At 50.2% G+C, this 16,934-nt stretch carries 12 protein-coding genes and 2 pseudogenes; 3 read left to right on the top strand and 11 right to left on the bottom strand.

What is annotated here, in order from left to right; all coding sequences use genetic code 11:
* Window positions 1-119 precede the first annotated feature (119 nt).
* Window positions 120-677 carry an adenylyl-sulfate kinase gene (cysC, locus tag EPA93_RS19555; protein ID WP_129889124.1) on the top strand — a complete coding sequence of 186 codons (558 nt, stop codon included), beginning with the start codon at window positions 120-122 and terminating at the stop codon, window positions 675-677.
* A gap of 110 nt (window positions 678-787) precedes the next feature.
* On the opposite strand, the pseudogene EPA93_RS51010 reads toward cysC, so the two are convergent.
* The 4 genes and pseudogenes from EPA93_RS51010 to EPA93_RS51005 form a co-directional block, all read right to left on the bottom strand.
* Window positions 788-2,121 (bottom strand): annotated as a pseudogene (locus EPA93_RS51010) (adenylosuccinate synthase).
* Window positions 2,122-2,209: 88 nt separating this feature from the next.
* Window positions 2,210-3,715, bottom strand: coding sequence for a spermidine synthase (locus EPA93_RS19545; protein ID WP_129889123.1), 1,506 nt, complete (start codon window positions 3,713-3,715; stop codon window positions 2,210-2,212).
* A 12-nt stretch (window positions 3,716-3,727) separates the two neighbouring features.
* Window positions 3,728-5,149 (bottom strand): hypothetical protein, encoded by a 1,422-nt coding sequence (locus tag EPA93_RS19540; RefSeq protein ID WP_242527448.1) that lies wholly within the window; start codon window positions 5,147-5,149, stop codon window positions 3,728-3,730.
* A 6-nt stretch (window positions 5,150-5,155) separates the two neighbouring features.
* Window positions 5,156-5,221, bottom strand: a pseudogene (locus tag EPA93_RS51005) (zinc-ribbon domain-containing protein); the annotation flags it as partial.
* Window positions 5,222-6,196: 975 nt separating this feature from the next.
* Between EPA93_RS51005 and EPA93_RS19535 the strand changes: the two are divergent.
* Window positions 6,197-7,018, top strand: a complete 822-nt coding sequence (locus EPA93_RS19535; protein WP_129889121.1) for a hypothetical protein — start codon at window positions 6,197-6,199, stop codon at window positions 7,016-7,018.
* 190 nt (window positions 7,019-7,208) lie between these two features.
* On the opposite strand, the gene EPA93_RS19530 is transcribed toward EPA93_RS19535, so the two are convergent.
* A complete protein-coding gene (locus EPA93_RS19530; RefSeq protein ID WP_165423257.1) occupies window positions 7,209-7,451 on the bottom strand; it encodes a DUF2795 domain-containing protein in 243 nt (80 codons plus the stop codon).
* 516 nt (window positions 7,452-7,967) lie between these two features.
* On the bottom strand, window positions 7,968-8,237 hold the full coding sequence (locus EPA93_RS19525; protein WP_129889119.1) for a hypothetical protein: 270 nt from the start codon (window positions 8,235-8,237) through the stop codon (window positions 7,968-7,970).
* A gap of 274 nt (window positions 8,238-8,511) precedes the next feature.
* Here EPA93_RS19525 and EPA93_RS19520 point away from each other — a divergent pair, with 274 nt between their 5' ends.
* Window positions 8,512-10,548 (top strand): alpha/beta hydrolase family protein, encoded by a 2,037-nt coding sequence (locus EPA93_RS19520; RefSeq protein ID WP_129889118.1) that lies wholly within the window; start codon window positions 8,512-8,514, stop codon window positions 10,546-10,548.
* A gap of 189 nt (window positions 10,549-10,737) precedes the next feature.
* Here the strand turns inward: EPA93_RS19520 and EPA93_RS19515 are convergent, their stop codons facing one another.
* From EPA93_RS19515 to typA, 5 genes are all read right to left on the bottom strand, one after another.
* Window positions 10,738-11,853, bottom strand: a complete 1,116-nt coding sequence (locus EPA93_RS19515; RefSeq protein ID WP_129889117.1) for a Vgb family protein — start codon at window positions 11,851-11,853, stop codon at window positions 10,738-10,740.
* Window positions 11,854-11,898: 45 nt separating this feature from the next.
* Entirely contained in the window at window positions 11,899-13,362 is a 1,464-nt protein-coding gene (gene mtaB, locus EPA93_RS19510; RefSeq protein ID WP_129889116.1) for a tRNA (N(6)-L-threonylcarbamoyladenosine(37)-C(2))-methylthiotransferase MtaB, read from the bottom strand.
* Window positions 13,363-13,489: 127 nt separating this feature from the next.
* Entirely contained in the window at window positions 13,490-14,116 is a 627-nt protein-coding gene (locus EPA93_RS19505; protein ID WP_129889115.1) for a DUF2085 domain-containing protein, read from the bottom strand.
* Between the two features lie 53 nt (window positions 14,117-14,169).
* Complete coding sequence (locus EPA93_RS19500) at window positions 14,170-14,433, bottom strand: glutaredoxin family protein (protein WP_129889114.1); 264 nt, start codon at window positions 14,431-14,433, stop codon at window positions 14,170-14,172.
* Window positions 14,434-15,024: 591 nt separating this feature from the next.
* Window positions 15,025-16,881: a translational GTPase TypA gene (gene typA / locus EPA93_RS19495; protein ID WP_129889113.1), complete on the bottom strand. Its 1,857-nt coding sequence runs from the start codon at window positions 16,879-16,881 to the stop codon at window positions 15,025-15,027.
* Window positions 16,882-16,934 lie beyond the last annotated feature (53 nt).

Here is a 16,934-nt window from a genome sequence, read left to right as displayed (position 1 = left end):
TTCTTGTAATGATATGTAACAGTAGTTACAATATATATGAAAAAAAGTGAATATCTGCCAGAAACAGGCTTCTAATGAACTTTGAGCCCTGGTGGTGGATAATTGAAGAAGGAGATGTAATGATGGGTCCAGGTTTTACGCTCTGGTTTACAGGACTATCGGGGGCCGGGAAGAGCACGCTGGCGCGAGCCATGGAGGATCGTTTGAGGACACGGGGATGCAATGTGGAACTCTTGGACGGGGACATCGTGCGCACCAATTTGAGCAAAGGTCTTGGCTTTAGTCGTGAGGATCGCGACATCAACGGCAAGCGCATTGCTTTTGTGGCCAGCCTGCTTACGCGCAATGATGTTGTCTGTATCGTAGCTGCCATTTCTCCCTATAGCCAGACACGTCGGTGGGCCCGCCAGACGATTGGTAACTTTGTCGAGATTTATGTAAAATGTCCGCTTGAAGTTTGTAGCCAGCGCGACGTGAAAGGGCTTTATCGCCTTGTGAAGGAGGGCAAGAAGAAAGAGTTTACAGGCGTAGATGATCCCTATGAGGTGCCTGTCCAGCCAGAACTCATCATAGAGACCGACAAGGAAACTGTTGAGGAAAGTATCTCCCGCATCTTTAGGAAGCTAGAGGAGCTAGGATATCTGGAGGTGGACAGGAGCAATATGCTACGTATGTAAGCATCTCATAACGCCAGGAGGAGGATCTCCAGAGGGGTTCTGCCGCCTGGCGTGCTATATAAGTAAGAAATAGTGAGAAAAATCCAAAGCGCCAAGTAGAGATAGCATGCCTAATTCAAGGTATGTCTGGGATGGTAGGTATCGGGCTCCGGCTCAGCCAGAACATCTTGTAACTGAATAGTTTTGCCTCTCTGAGGGCTTACAGAAATCATTGCTATTGGAGTCTCCAAAAGTTCTTCAAGACGTTTAAGATAAGTCTTTGCCGCTGCGGGTAGATCGTCGTAAGAACTGATGCCCGTGGTGCTGCATTGCCAGCCTTCTAGCTCTTCATAAATAGGTTCACAGGCAGCAAAATCGCTAAGATTAGCCGGTATGCTATGGATAATAGAGCCGCGCAGATTATAGGCTGTACAGATTTTGACAGTGGAGAAGGTATCGAGAACATCCAGCTTAGTAATCACAGCAGCGTCAAGCCCGTTAAGTTGAGCCACGAAGCGTCCCGCCACAGCATCGAACCAGCCGCAGCGCCGCTCTCGTCCCGCATGAAGGCCATATTCATGGCCGCGCTTACGCATTTCCTGGCCCATAGAATTGAAGAGGCCTGTTGGCATAGGGCCGCTGCCGGCGCGCGTATTATAGGCCTTGTATACACCAACGACACGATTGATAGAGCGAGGAGGAAGGCCGGCCCCAACGGCAGCGTTGGCCGCCATGGTAGAGGAAGAAGTAACGAACGGATAGGTACCAAAGTCGATATCAAGAAGTGCTCCCTGCGCACCTTCTAGCAAAATGACCTTGCGGTCAAACAAAGCATCATGAAGCATCTTCTGGGTATCGGCGATGTGGGAATGCAGACGCAATCCATAGCCAAAATACTCTCCATGAATTTCTTCCAGCGAGAGGGGGGCTGGCTATAGATTTGCGTAATCATACGGTTCTTCTGGTGTAGAATAGTAGAAAGTTTGGCGCGGAAAGTATCGACGTCAAGCAGATCGGCCATACGAATACCATTACGGGCATGCTTATCCACATAAGCGGGACCGATGCCTCGTAAAGCGCTATCAAATTTTTCTGCCCCGCGCGCCTCTTCTTCTAGCCTATCGAGCAAGAAATGATAGGGCATAACTACATGCGCGCGTTCGCTGATATAGAGCCGTGAAATATCGACATCCTGGCGTTCCAACTCTTCCATTTCCTGAATCAGACCCTTGGGATCGACCACGACGCCATTTCCGATAACACATGTGGTATTGGGATAGAGAATACCGGATGGGACGAGGCGGAAGGAAAATTCACCTTTCTCATGTACTACCCGGTGACCTGCATTGCTGCCGCCCTGGTAACGTACGACGAAATCGGCGCTCATGGCTAGTTCATCAACTATTTTGCCCTTGCCTTCGTCTCCCCATTGTGCTCCGATAACTGCAACTACCACCATAGTGATGTTTCCTCTCAGCTTTCTAGGATCTTCTACCGGTACCGTAACTTATGGCCCGTGACACATTACATTACAATTTGGAGACTGTCAATACTTACGGATGTTCTATATAGTCCAGCAGCAATTGATCAGTGATCTGCTCGATCGGAGCGCGATCGTCGGTAAAGACAAGTCCGCCATTGGCATGGCCCTGCTCGACTACTGGTAAGACTTCGTTGGCTACCTTTCCCATAACTGTATCGGCTGGCAATTGGGTAAGGTTTGCGCGCAACGTCTCGATAGAAGTTGGTTGCATGGTGGCCATGATCTCCGTATTGAAAGTCCCGGGAACATTGAAGGTATAGACGCTGGGGAAGACAGTGCTCATGGTGTTGACAAATGCCTGCACTAGCCTGAAATCAGTAGTGGTGTGGGCAGTATTAAGGACAACGACACCGTTTGCGGAAAGATGTTCGCGAATCTGTGTAAAAAACTCCTGTGTTGTGAGCTGGAAAGGAATATAAGGTTGCTCAAAGGCATCGATAGCGACAAGATCATATTTCTCATGGGTAGTGGCTAAAAATGCGCGCCCATCCTGGCTATAAACGTGTAGATTGGGCTCGGTCATACCGAAATATTTGCGCCCGGCCTCAACGATTGCAGGATCAATTTCGACGCCATCAATCGCTACTGGACCATAGACCTGCGTAAACTGATGGGCGATAGTTCCTCCAGCCAGACCGATGATCCCAACGCGATGCAACTGTTGGGGCGTAAAGCCTTTATTAAAGTAGGGAGCTGCTAGAAAATAATCCCAGTACCAACCGGTAAGTATCCTATTCTGATTTGGATAGTAGATGGAGTGGATAGCCTGCCCTTCATTTAGGATAAGCTGCCGGGTTCCATCAGGAAGCTGAGTAACCTGGATATAGTTGTAGAGCGATTCCTGCTCATACTTTAAATAAGGAATATTTTTAAGTGGTCCCAGGGGCAGAACCAGTAAAATAAGCGAGATGGCAAAGGCTGGGCGCCAGAGCGGACGCAAGCCCCAGAGGGATGCTGCAAAGAGCAATACGCCAAAGATAAGCAGTGTGCGTCGCACACCGAAGGTAGGAATGAGCCAGAGGACCGGTAGGAACGAGCCTAGAATGCTTCCAAAGGTTGAGATCGCATAGAGAGAACCGCTAATGCGGCCAGTGCGGGCAATATCTTTTGTGGCGAGGCGTAGGGCGAAAGGTGAGACCAGGCCAAGCAGCGTTACTGGAATGGCGAACAGCAGGATCGTTCCGAGCAAAGAGCTTAAAAATGCGCTAACCGATATTTGCTCCATCGCAGTTACCGACCAGGACAGGATAGCCGGACTCACAAACGGGATGAGCGAAGTTGTCAGCGCGGCTATTGCCGTGACAACGCAGAGAAAGCGTTCAGAAGGATAGCGATCCGCCAACCGGCCACCAAGAAAATAGCCGACAGTGAGGTAGATCAGGATTAGGCCGATAAGCGCGGCCCAGATATAGAGCGAGGTACCGAAATAGGCGCCAAGGAGCCGTGAAGCACACATTTCGAGTGCAAGGCTGGTCATACCACCGATGAAGACAAGAATGAGCAAAAAATATTTCACAGAGCCTCCGTACTAGGCTGTGGGCGTCCCAGTTATGAACTGGTATCGACTGAGCATATTGCTAAAAAACTGCGTATTTATACTATCAAAAGAAGAGTCGGGGGCCTGCAACTCAATAATATAGGCGCTGCCCTGATGGACAGTTGCATAAATGGCGACCCTCTCTTTTTCTGTATCGCCTTGATAGTAAGCCACAGTAGTGGCCCAGGTCTCGCCGCTAATTGTCGTCGTTGACATAGACGTAGGGGGAGTATAGCCTTGCTGTGAGGCAAAGTTTTCCTGGAGATCATTACTGACTATATCGCTGGCTGGACTGGATGTCGGGCCAGGCGCCTTGAAGGCAGCATATGTGTTGGGCTGAGCCGGATTAGAGAATTGCACCCCCGTATTGTTAGCGGCCGCACCGGGTTGCCAGTTAGCCGGATACTCTGTAGAGAAACCATAGCCTGTACATTCGGAGCCGCACCATAAGAAACCATTGTCAGCTGGTACAGTTGGTACAGCGGAGGGCGATGGCATAGCCGTTGGCGAAGGCTGCTCTGTCGGCGAAGGCTGCATGGTTGGTGTTGCCTCGGGAGCAGTTGTGGCCACAGCTGTCGTCGTGGGCGCTGCCGCAGTATTCTGACCCTGTGAGGAGTTTTTGATAAATAGGGCTGTCAGGCCAACTGTGCTGATAACAAGAACAAGTATCGTCACACAAATAATCAGGGCAGTTGGGCTGCTTGATGATTTTTGCGCACGAGAAGGGAAGGAGCCGTAGTTGCTGTAATCGTAGCCAACTCCTGGCGTGACAGGAGGTTGAGGTTGTACTGGTGGCGCATAATTACCAACGCTTGCCTGGAAATGCTGAGACTGAGAGCCATAGGCGGCAGGCATGGCCTGTATGCCGGGCCATGAAGGGCTATGAGGGACAGATGTGCCAGGAGCCTGCGATTGCTGGTAGCCCTGAGGCGACAAGCGCCCCGTTGTTGTAGGTGGCAGCTCAAGAGCTTCTGTGGCATCGTGATAGAACCCCGTTCGTTGATTGGGGTTACTCAGCGAAGACTGAGGATTTTGTCCAAAGGCTTGTTGAGCGGGGCCGAAGGCGGGATAGCGGGCCGAAGAACGATTGTTAATACTGCTAGGCTGGCTAGCGCCCGGCGTAGGATAACGAGCCGAAGAACGGTTAGTAAACTGTCCAGATTGCCCGGAGCCGAGGGCGGGATAACGAGCCGAAGAACGGTTGTTAATGCTGCTAGGCTGGTTAGGGCCGAAGGCAGGATAACGAGCCGAAGAACGGTTGTTAAAACTTTGCTGTTCCGGCGGGATTTGCGTCCTCGGATTATAGAGATTAGATTGTGATGGCCTGAGAGGAGAACGCGTATTTTCAGGGCCTGGTAGTCCATGGGATAGAGAGGAGCGGTTCACCATTTGTGTCTCATGCGAAGATGGCACGCTTGGAGCTCCGCACTGCCCACAGAATGCCTCTCCTGGGCTAATCTCATTCCCACACCTTGGACATCTCATTGGCTGAACCTCGCTCCTGGTTGTTACAAGCATATTACCAAAGGTAGAACTAGATTTTTTATGTCGCGTCGGAAATCATTATAGCGTATAACACGCTAAAAGCATAGAGGTACTACCTGCCTGTTCGAATGCCATAGAATGGCTCCCCAGGCTGTAGGCACAAGGCTAATATAGAAGCCCTAAGCCGATGTACAAGGCGCGCTGCTGGGCCTTTCGCCAGTAACTTCTTTGGGTCAGGAAAAATTGCTAGTAGCAAAACAAACGAAGCCGCATCTATTGGTCTGCCGAGGTTCAGGTGCCACCCTCACCCGAGGTCTTGTTCTCTAAAACTGGATTATAAAGGGGGCGCCGCAGTCAGACGGCACACTAACGAGAGCTGGAAAGCCCTACCTCTCACCACACGAATTTTGACAAAACACTAGTAGTCTGTCAAGGTTGACGTGACGCGTGAGACAAGCGGGGATGCAAGGGGCTCTCGCCCCTTGACTGGGGCCTGGGGCTGTGCCCCATCTCCCTGCGCCATCTGCCGCCGTAGGCGGCGCACTCGTCAATCTCTGCTTGACAAAACACTAGCTGGGGAAAACTATAGGTAGATAGGGGGATAGAATGGAGGGAAACTTATCATAGTTGTTGTATTAACTAATGCCCGTTGTGATATCATGAAGAGGTGCATTCTTAAGTAGACCATATCTACTTTTGTCTGTCGATCACCTCATGATCAAATAAATTCTTTGATGGCTATAGGTGCATACTTAGGTTATAACGAAGAATATGTTTCTCGGGTGATTGTATTATTTAGACTTTATCTGGTTATAAGGAGTTTTCTCCGCTTTTTTGAGAATATATTTTGCGATAAGAGAAGGATAACCTTTTACTTTCGTAGTCGAAGGGCAAAGAATAAATCAGAGAAGAACTAGTGGCGGCGTCAGCAATGAGTGTAGTAACTGGTTCGTTCTGCTAATCGAGGAGGAAGTCATGGAGATCTCGCTGCGGCTGGACACATTAGGAATGGTGGAGTTGCGGTATCTGCGTGGTCGAGAACGGTACCGGGAATGGCCTCAGTTCCGCTTGCTTGCGGCATCCAGGCAAGCTCAGGTGATGGCCTATTTTAATCATGATGTGGCTGAGCAGTTACATCAGCAGATATTAATGGTAGAGGCTGCTGTAGGCCTGGATGCCGACGATGAAGAAGAGGAAGGAGAGGATGAGAGGGTCATCAACGGTGATGAGAGTGAGGGGGAGGAAAGCACACCAGCGGCTGAACGCGAGAGTACTTCATTTTCCCCTGCTTTTGCCCAGGCCCTCAAGCAATTAAATGAACTGGCGCGCCAGCGTTTGCCTGATGGCAATAGCGGTGGCAGCAGCCAGGCATCGGGAGAGTTTTCTGCGGACATCGAGACGGATAGTGAGGAGGAGGATGCGCTTGAGCAACTACAGGATGCTTTTGTGCAGATGATGGAAGTGGTGCGTGAGCTAGCTGAGGAGATGTCGACTGATGCTTTAAAGATCACAGGACGTTTCAAATGTGCTCGGACCAACATTAAATTTATTCCTCGTACAGCTGATGAAGAGGACGAAGATGAGGATCAGGAAACTATGGAGGTAGATACTGAGGATGGGATGTTGGACATCGAGGTTGAACTTGTTATGGTGCTGCAGCTTTTTGAAGAGGGACGGGCCCGACCTGACGATCCGCCGGCAGTTGAGCTTCAACTAGATGTAGATGACTTCGAACGTTTACACGAGACCCTTGATGTTGCTCTAGAGCGCGAAAGGCGTAGTCGCAGACGCCGCTAGAGAAGATCGAGAAAGAGCAAACATGAGGGCATCCATGCGGGATGCTCGCCTTTATTATTCTAGCCAATCAACCAGAGTAAGCAAGCTCTCATGAGGGGAGAAAGGCCCGCTGGATAAGGACTGGCTAGTTTTTGCAGGTGGCCCTTAGAACTAGAAGCTCTAAGGGCCAGTATCATAGGAATATGTTCTCTTAGCGCTTGAAAAGGTCTCCCAGTCCTCCCAGGTTACCTAGATTAGGCAGATTTGATAGCCCTCCAACCAGATTTTGAACATCCTGTGGCGAGTTAAAGGTCTGCTTGGGAAGGTGTTCTAACATGCCCAGAATTTGATCGCTGACGCCGAATTGACGGGCGCGCTGAATCAAATCGTCTGTGCTGATTGGGTAAGGAAGGGAATTAATCAGTTTGTTGACAAGTTCAGGATCGATTTGCATACGCATCTCCATTCTCTCAACTCTACATACCTGAAGGATCGTTCTTGCCGATCCCCTTCTTCTCGGTTTTTCAACTGACAGGGTATTTCCTGGTTAGACTGTCCCTTCCAGGCTGTGAGCGCTTATTCCAGGCTCAACTCGTTCAAGAGGCCGAAATGAGCAAGAAAAACCTACTCCTAGTATAGCTGATGATCTAAAGCAGGCAAAGGGGATTCTATCCAGATAACAGTAATGGCTTATAAAGTCGGAATTGACGCTGGAGTTCTGCATATTCATGAAAAAGTATATCATAATTTGCAGTAAGCATTTGTAGCAGAAACTACTAGAAATAGATATCAGCTTCTGGATAAATCGGAAATAAGCTCAGGGCTCGCAGATAGATAGGCAACTTACAAAAGCCCTGAGCAACTGTCGACAAGCTATCCGGGCATTTGCTCAAGTCATAGTGTTCCTCCTGCGCCGGAGGCTGAGGGGTTTTTCAGGGTGGCAGAGCTACAGGCAAACTTTGAAACAGCTCTATGTATCTGGATCTAAGATAAGCCTTTGAGCGCGTGCTACCAGATTGTCGCGGGCCGCTACCCATTCTGCTGAGATAGTATCGCCAGCTTGTAGCTTAATTATAAACTCTAGTCCTTCTTTTGCCAGCAGAACTACCTCATCATACTGGCTTTCCGTGTAGGCTTGCAGCTTGGCCCGTGTAATAAGTGAGGCTTGTAGGGCTTTCCAGGCTTCCTGGTGTCGATCCATAGCAGACAGCAAATACTCGATACTATCTTCGCGCATCATAGTTGTCCTCTCCCGATTGCTACCTAAACTAACCCTTACATAGAGACTGGTTATAGATAGTATAAGCCATTTATGCTACGAATACAATTAAAATAATTATGATCAGGAAAAATACCTAGAGGGAGCGATAAATGATAAAAGCAGAAGAATTGCCTGTATTTCTGTCATGTCAATTCTTGAGGTCGCTTGAAAACCCGACAAGGTATTTCTTATAATTAAAAAAATAATTGGAAGTGTTCGACAAGTTCTTTAGCTCTAGAGAGGGTAGCATTTAATGGGAAGATCCATTACCATCGAGGACCTCTATAGTTTCAAGTTCCTCAGCCGCCCGCGTATTGCCCCGGATGGGGAGCGTGTAGCGTTTGTGGTAACAACCATAGACGAACGTGAGCATAAATACAGTTCGTCTATCTGGGTAACGGCTATAGATGGGAGCTCAGCGAGGCGCTTTACCTCGGCAACAGCTCGAACCGGCGAACCAAGCTGGTCGCCGGATGGGCGCTGGCTGGCCTTTGTCTCAGATCGTGAGGGCGAGCCCGGCGATAAAGATAGGAAGGAACAGAAGAAGCACGGCAAAGGGAAGCCACAGATCTGGCTGATGCCTACTGATGGCGGTGAGGCGCGCCAGATAACCTTTATGGAGCATGGTGCCTCAGCTCCTGTCTGGTCGCCTGATAGCAAGTATCTCCTTTACACGGCCGCCGTTGGCCCATCTGATGAAGAGACAGAAGACGGTAAGCCTTTGCCTAAAGTTCGGGTGATAGACCGGTTCTGGTATCGACTTGATGGAGTTGGATATATTTATGAACGACGATCTCATCTTTTCCTGCTTGATATTGCTGGAGGGGAAGCGCAGCAGTTGACAGATGGTGATTGGGATGACGGCGAGGTTGTCTGGTCGCCGGATGGAAAACAGATTGCCTTTACCTCGAATCGTGCTGAGGATCGTTGGCGCAATCCTGGAGACGACATATATACCCTTTCAATCGCGGATGGCAGGGCAGGCGCATTGCGTTGCCTTACCGATGGTACGCTATCTTGTCATGCGCCTTCCTGGTCACCAGATGGCCAAACCATTGCTTTCCTCGGCTCTGCCAAGCGTCGTTCGGCTGGCCAGATCTACCTGTACACTATTGATCAGAAGGCCGATAAGGCTGCCGCTACCAATCTCTCGCAGAACTTTGAGGGAACCTGTATGGATTGGACAAATAGCGACATCGGCGATGATCATCTAATGCCTGCTCCTGCCTGGTCTGCCGCTGGCAAAACTCTCTATGTGCTGGCGGCCCATCGTGGCGCTAGCCGCATTTATGCGTTCTCGCTAGATGGAAGTAATGGGCAGCCCACAGTAGTCACGGCTGGCGATGTGCATGTGCGCGATTTTTCTGTGGATCGGGCTACAAATACGCTGGCTTTGCTTGTCGGCAGTACCACGCGCCCTCAGGAAATTTTCACGCTTTCGCTGGCTCAGCAGGGAGAGATGCGCCGTATTACCGGCTTTAATGACGAGCTTTTTGCTGAGCTAACATTATCTACTCCTGAATATATCTCTTATGCCGGAGCTGATGGCTGGCCAATAGATGGCTGGGTTATCAAGCCCTATGATTTTGATCCAGCTAAAAAATATCCGCTGGTGGTTGAGGTCCACGGTGGGCCGCATACCCAGTATGGATATGGTTTCTTCCACGAGATGCACATGCTCGCCGCCGAAGGGTATGTAGTGCTCTATACTAATCCCCGCGGGAGCTGTGGCTATGGCTTCGAATTCTCTGATGCGGTAACTGGAGCCTGGGGCGAGAAAGATTCGCTGGATATCATGAATGGGGTAGATGTGCTACTTCAGAAGGGATATATAGATGAGTCTCGCCTGGCGGTTACTGGAGGTAGCTATGGCGGCTTTATGACAAACTGGTTGGTAGGCCATACCGACCGCTTTAAAGTGGCTATCACTGATCGTTGCGTCAGCAATATAGCGACGATGTTTGGCGTCAGCGATATTGGCTGGAACTTTATTAACGATGAACTTAACTGCGCACCCTGGGAGGATCTTGGGCGCTATATGCATATGTCGCCGATCAGTTACGTGCAAAATATTCATACGCCCCTGCTGATTATCCATAGTGAGCAGGATTTGCGCTGCAATATCGAGCAGGCTGAGCAGCTCTTTTGTGCCCTTTTGTGGTTGGGGCGCGAGGTGAAGTTTGTACGCTTTGAGGGCCAGAGCCATGGCCTCTCGCGCGGGGGTCATCCAAAGTTACGGCTAGAGCGTTTACGCCATATCCAGGATTGGTTTAGAAAGTATCTGCAATAGCCGACACAAAATAAAAAGAGCTCAGGCAGGCCTCGTAGCATGCTGGGGCTCTTTGCTTATGTGCTGATTCATAAAGTAGCATGCGCCAGGGATAGATTGTTCGCTTTTAATCTGATCAGTGATGTATGAATGCGGAGTGTTGCTTTGGCCTGGAGATAGTGGCCTGGCACTGAGGAATGCCAGGCTGGATTATGGTTTGAGCATGCCGATTTTATTGCTACCAGCTTCAGTGAACCAGATAGTGTGTTCTGGCCCCATGACTAAGCCAAATGGGGTACTGGCTGCTGTAGGGATTTGATAGTAGATAAAACGCTTAGTGGAGCTATCAAGTCGAGCCAGCACATTGCTGGAAGTAACAGTTACCCATACTTCGTTGCTGGACGTTATCAGCAAACCATATAGACCGCCGGTGTTGCTGCCTGTGTTGGGAGCGTAGTAGGGCGTCAACGTGCCGGTCCTGGGATCGAGCTTTACCAACAGTCCAGCATTAAAAGATGTGGCCCAGATCGCGCCATGGGAGTCGCTCCTGATCTCCATAAATGGGTTGGCAGAATCCTGAAGTGTATAGAGGCGAATCGCTCCTGTGTGTGGATCAAGACTGCCGATATGGTTTGAGCCAACTTCTGTGAACCAGACAATCCCCTCTGGATCGATAGCTATGCCGTAGGGATTGAGGGTCTGGATAGTCTTTTTGGGCGAGAGCGGAAATTGCTTGATCTGGCCGGTATGTGGATCAAGCATGCCTATAGAGTCAGCATTTAATTCGGTAAACCAGACGTTTCCTTGCGCGTCAAAGGCAATATCGTTAGGGGCGCTGGGCAGAGAAATAGTGCTATTTTTGTCGTTGGGGTCAACAGTTTTGAGCACTGGCAAGCTGTAGAGCTTATATTGCCCGCTGTGTGGAAAATAATGGCCGATATAGTTGGCATACTGCTCTGCGAACCAGATGGTATCATCAGCCGCAACGGCGATTCCCATGATGCCGGAAGCGCCTTGTGGTGGAGTCATCTGCGTGAATGTGCGCGTGCGTGGATCAAAGAAGGCAAGGTAATTATGTCCCATCTCGCCAAACCAGACGCGCCCTTCATGATCGATAGCCGGGCGCATCAAGCCGCTATTGGCCTGAGGTAGGGCATATTCCTGGAAATGCCCCTCTGCTATGACCACACTGGTATGCGTAGTCTGGCCAGTGACCGGCGTTTCTGCGATATTCCTGTTTATCTGCTCAAGGCTAGAGCCGCTACACGCCGAAGCGCAGAGTAGGACAGCGAGAAGCCATGAGATTGAGAGCAAGCGTTTTAGCAAGAATGCGTCCTCTGACTAAGGCGCCAGTTTACTGTTTGGGGCACCTCAGTCTGTATAGAGACCATATACTCCATCCTCGATCAAATGGGTCAGGCGTGCCTTAATTAATTTGTGCTGCCAATCCTTACCGTTTTCTGGCAGATCGTGTATCTCAACACGTAGATAATTATCGGTAAGCCCTTCCCAGCAATTATGTTTAAACTGCTCAATGAGTATCTGGGCCGTATTACCAAGGAATTGTTCCCGGAAGAGGCGGCTATGCTCCTCATTTAGCTCCAATAGACGCTGACTGCGCGCCTTTTTCACCTCGTCCTTGATTTGTCCACGCATGCGGGCGGCAGCGGTTCCCTGTCGTGGTGAGAAACGAAAAACATGCGCCTTGGCAAACTCTAGCTCCCTGGCCAATTGGTAGGTTTGCTCGAAATCTTCATCGCTCTCACCTGGAAAACCAGTGATGATATCAGTGCTGATCGCGACGCCAGGAATAAGCTGTTTGGCTGTCTTAATAATCGTGCGGTAACGCTCGCTATTATAGCGGCGGGCCATACGGCGTAGAATGGCATCTGAGCCGCTCTGCATGGGAAGATGGAAATGGCGGCACATGCGTGGATTCTGCCATAGCTCAAGCCACTCCAGGCGGAAATCCTCGGGTTCGAGAGAGGAAACGCGAATGCGGGCTATCTCGGTTTCGCGCAGTAGCGCAGCAATCAAATCGCCAAGATCTTCCTTGTTAGCCTCATCGGGATGGTAATCGCCAAGGTGAATGCCGGTTAAGACAATCTCCTGGAAGCCTGCGCGCACTTTGCGTTGCACATGCTCAACTACTGAGGCAATGCTGCGACTGCGCGACTGGCCACGCACATAAGGAACAATGCAGTAGGTGCAGCGATTATTGCAGCCATCCTGGACCTTCATTTGCACGCGTGTGCGCGAGAAGAGGCGCGCGTTGGCAGCTTCAGCGGTCTGTGTGCTATCGGTGAAGGGTGAGAGGGGTGCCGGATTGTCTGGTTGGGGCTCATCTTCTGCAGGCTGGAAGGTAAGCACACCATCGCTGCCGATGTGCTGGGTGTCGAGTGGCACGATCGGCAGCATGCGGGCACTACTAGCCGTAGATATGGGAGATTCTGGCTGATCGGCAGATGACGTCTTGTCACGCTCTTCGATAATTTTGACAAGTGCATCTTTATCTTTATTGCCTATTACAAGATCCACTCCGGGCAGGGCGGCAACAGCTTTAGGATTTAGTTCGGCATAGCAGCCCGTCACAACGAGCAAGGCATCGGGATGCCGGCGATGAGCCTGCGCGATCAGCTGGCGTGAGCTACGGTCACCCAGGTGGGTCACGGTACAGGTGTTGACGATGTAGATATCTGCAACGTCGTTAAAGTCGCGCTGTACATAGCCAGATGAGCTCATCTGTTCGCTGATGGCTTCGCTATCGGCCTGATTGACTTTACAGCCCAGGGTCGTGACTGCAAACGTTGTTCCTTGAGATGGATGGTTAGGCATAGTTATTCTTGTCCTCGTACTCTCTGTATTGCAGGGGGCCGCAGAGCATACGTGGCCAGGTAAAAATGCTCCTGCGTGGCTTCTGTTAGCTTGTTAGCTGCAATGGTCTTAGTTTTTCTGTGCCTGATTATAACGCATTGTGCGTTGGTTGTGTAGAAGGCTTTTTGCTAAGTGCTACACGGTGTGGCGGAACTGCTGTAGGCTCAAGCATGGCTTTTTGCATGAGGGGAAGCGCGAACCAGACATTGCCCAGGCCAAAGAGCGTGCCAGTGACTATGCGCAGTATCCAGGTGCTCTCACGCCAACCAAACATCTGGGTAAAACCGTCCCAGGCCATAGGAAGCATGAGCAGTATCCATAACCACCAGGGGATACCGGGTAGGCGTTTTTTGCTCAGGACGAAGACGAGACTGCCCACGAACATTGAGCTATAGATAGACAGGTTGCGCTCGCATAGGCCAAGCTGGTGCCCGAAAATGTAGAAAGAGTGCGAGGGAATCTGGGCGCATACGTAATGCAAGGAAAAGAAGAGCGGCTTTGCGATAGTGTCAAGTCCAAAGTAAGAAAGAAATGGAATGGAGAGCGCGATGAAGACGAGCAGGCCCAGGACAGCTGTAATGACGCTTGCCCACTGATTCAGCAAGAAATTGCCAAGGTGGTGCGCAAAGCGTGCAAAGAAGCCCTTCTGCTCTCCTTCGCTTTGTTCTGGCTGAGATCCCTGTATTCCAATGTTTTTGATATGCTGGGTGGCCATCTTTATCTTCCCTCGTCGGATTTTATAACCTCTCTACTCTCTCCGTGGAGAGGTTACATCTGAAAGGCATGGGCTAGCTCACTGTATTCTATACGGCCTTCTAAGGTTAAAGTTTCATTGATAATAATTACTGGAATGCGGTAGCGGTAGCGCTCAAAGATAGCCGAGTCGCGGCGAATATCGATCTCGGTGAGGTGATAGTCCATCTGCACGGCGATATCTTCAAGCATTTCGCGGGCCTCATCGCATAAATGGCAACCGGCTTTTGTGTAAAAGGTTACCTGTGGAACTGTCGTTGATTTATCGTCTGTATTCACAAATTGCTCCTGCTAGTGTTTGCTCCAAGGTAATCATAGCACAGTTGGGGGAAGATAGGCGAGCGGGCCGCTAGCACCAGTGGTATTCTACCAGTGCCTAACGGCCCGTTTGAGTGCGATGCCCTTCTAACAATCGAAGGGCGGAGGCGGGCAACCTGATCTATGGCTGCTGTGTATAGAGAACATGTTTAGGGGAGGATTAATCCCCGCTATCTTTGTGGTCTGATTAACCAGACCAAGAATGCTCGCAAGCAAAATGATCGCTAGCAATGCAGGTAGCAACATCTTTTGTGAAACCAAACTTACCATCCTATGAATTCCTTTCTCATTTAGAAATTGTTGCTGCCACACATGTATAGCATGTTATAGAGAAAAATTCCAGTAAAAATTATAGAAAAAGATTTTATGCGATATAAATGTATGAGTTTGTGATATATCGATAGGAGAAGAAAGAAAGATGATAAAACGTGATAGTTTATAAATGGCGTTTTGTGGCGCGCTGGCGTCAAGACGAAGGAGAGAAAAAGGGGCTAACGTCAAAGTTAGCCCACATAGGATCAATAGAAGGAGAGTCTGGGGTGGAGGGTCTTATTACTCTAGCTCGCGCGCGCGGGCCCTTTCTTTCTGCGTGAGATAGCGCTTGCGCAAGCGAATGTTTTGCGGCGTAACCTCTACCAGTTCATCGTTGTTAATAAAATCCAGCGATTGCTCAAGGCTTAGCAGTACTGGCGGCGTCAACCGTACCGCGATATCTGATGTAGATGAGCGGATATTCGTTTTCTGCTTTTCTTTACACACATTGACGACCATATCCATAGGCCGGCTATTGAGTCCTACAATCATGCCTTCATAGACTGGTGTGCCCGGCTCAATAAAAGTATCGCCGCGCTGCTGGGCGTTGCTCAAGCCATAGGTAACAGCCACACCTTGCTCTGAAGCGATAAGGGCTCCCATGCGGGTTGTGCCAATTTTGCCCAACCAGGGCTCGAAGCCGAGCAATCTGCTGCTCATCGCGCCATTACCTTTGGTCAGGGTCAGAAATGCGTTGCGGAAGCCGATCAAGCCGCGTGTAGGGATACTATATTCCAGGCGCATGTTGCCGAGGCCATCATTGGTCATGTTCATAAGCTGCGCTTTGCGTGCGGCAAGGGTCTCGGTAAGCACGCCGATAAAGGTGTCTTTCGTATCGATGACCAGGTGCTCGATTGGCTCAAGCAGATGCCCGTTTTCGTCCTCACGCGTAATAACCTCTGGACGCGAGACCTGGAATTCGTAACCTTCCCGGCGCATTGCCTCGATCAGGACCGAAAGGTGCAGCTCACCACGGCCGGACACGACAAACTCATCGGGAGTATTGCCATCCTCAACGCGTAGGCTGACATTGGTCTCTAATTCCCGATAGAGACGAGCCCGTAATTGACGCGAAGTAGAAAATTTGCCCTCGCGCCCAGCAAATGGGCTTGAATTGACGCCAAACGTCATCTTCAAGGTTGGCTCGGAGATCGCGATAGTTGGCAACGCTTCTGGCACTTCCAGGTCTGCAATCGTCTCGCCGATATTTGCGCTAGAAATACCGGTAATGGCCACGATATCGCCGGCGAGCGCTTCAGGAACCTCAACGCGCTGTAAGCCCTTATGCGTAAACACCAGACTTACTTTTTGGCGCGAGACCTCGCCCTCACGGCTGATCTGGGCAACTGGCGTGTTCGCAGTCATACGTCCACGCACGATACGGCCAATGGCGTATTTGCCTTTATAATCATCGTAATCAAGGGCCGCTATGAGCATTTGGAGCGGAGCCTCGGTATCAACCTTTGGCGCCGGTACCGTGTTAATGATGGTCTCAAAGAGCGGTTCCAGATTGTGGCGCTCGTCATCGGGATGATACATGGCTACGCCATCGCGCCCGATGGCATAGAGGACCGGAAAGTTGAGGTGCTCATCGCGCGTAGCAAGCTCCAGGAAGAGATCCTGGGTCCACTCAAGAACTTGATCGATGCGGGCATCGCGGCGATCAATCTTGTTGACAACAACGATTGGCTGTAGATTCAGCTCAAGAGCTTTTTGCAATACAAAACGTGTCTGGGGCATCGGCCCCTCTACGGCGTCGATCAGCAAGATACAGCCATCGGCCATATTCAGCACGCGCTCAACTTCACCGCCGAAGTCAGCATGGCCGGGTGTATCGATAATATTAATTTTGATGCCTCGATAGTTAACAGCTGTATTCTTCGCAAGAATAGTGATGCCGCGCTCACGTTCTTGATCATTAGAGTCCATGATCAGCTCGCCTACTTGCTGGTTATCACGAAAGATATGGCTCTGTTTCAGCAGTCCGTCTACCAGAGTCGTCTTACCATGATCGACATGGGCAATAATAGCAACATTGCGAATATCATTTCTTTCAATGAGCTTTGAATCTTCTTGTAAGGCCTCTTTGGTTTGCATAGATAGTATTGATATCCTCCGTTTGGCAGCAAGACGCTAAAAAAGGGGGTGTT

This window comes from Ktedonosporobacter rubrisoli (assembly GCF_004208415.1).
In the GTDB taxonomy this organism is placed as follows: Bacteria; Chloroflexota; Ktedonobacteria; order Ktedonobacterales; family Ktedonobacteraceae; genus Ktedonosporobacter; species Ktedonosporobacter rubrisoli.
Note: the sequence above shows the minus strand (reverse complement) of the source record. Positions and strands in the feature narration are given on the sequence as shown.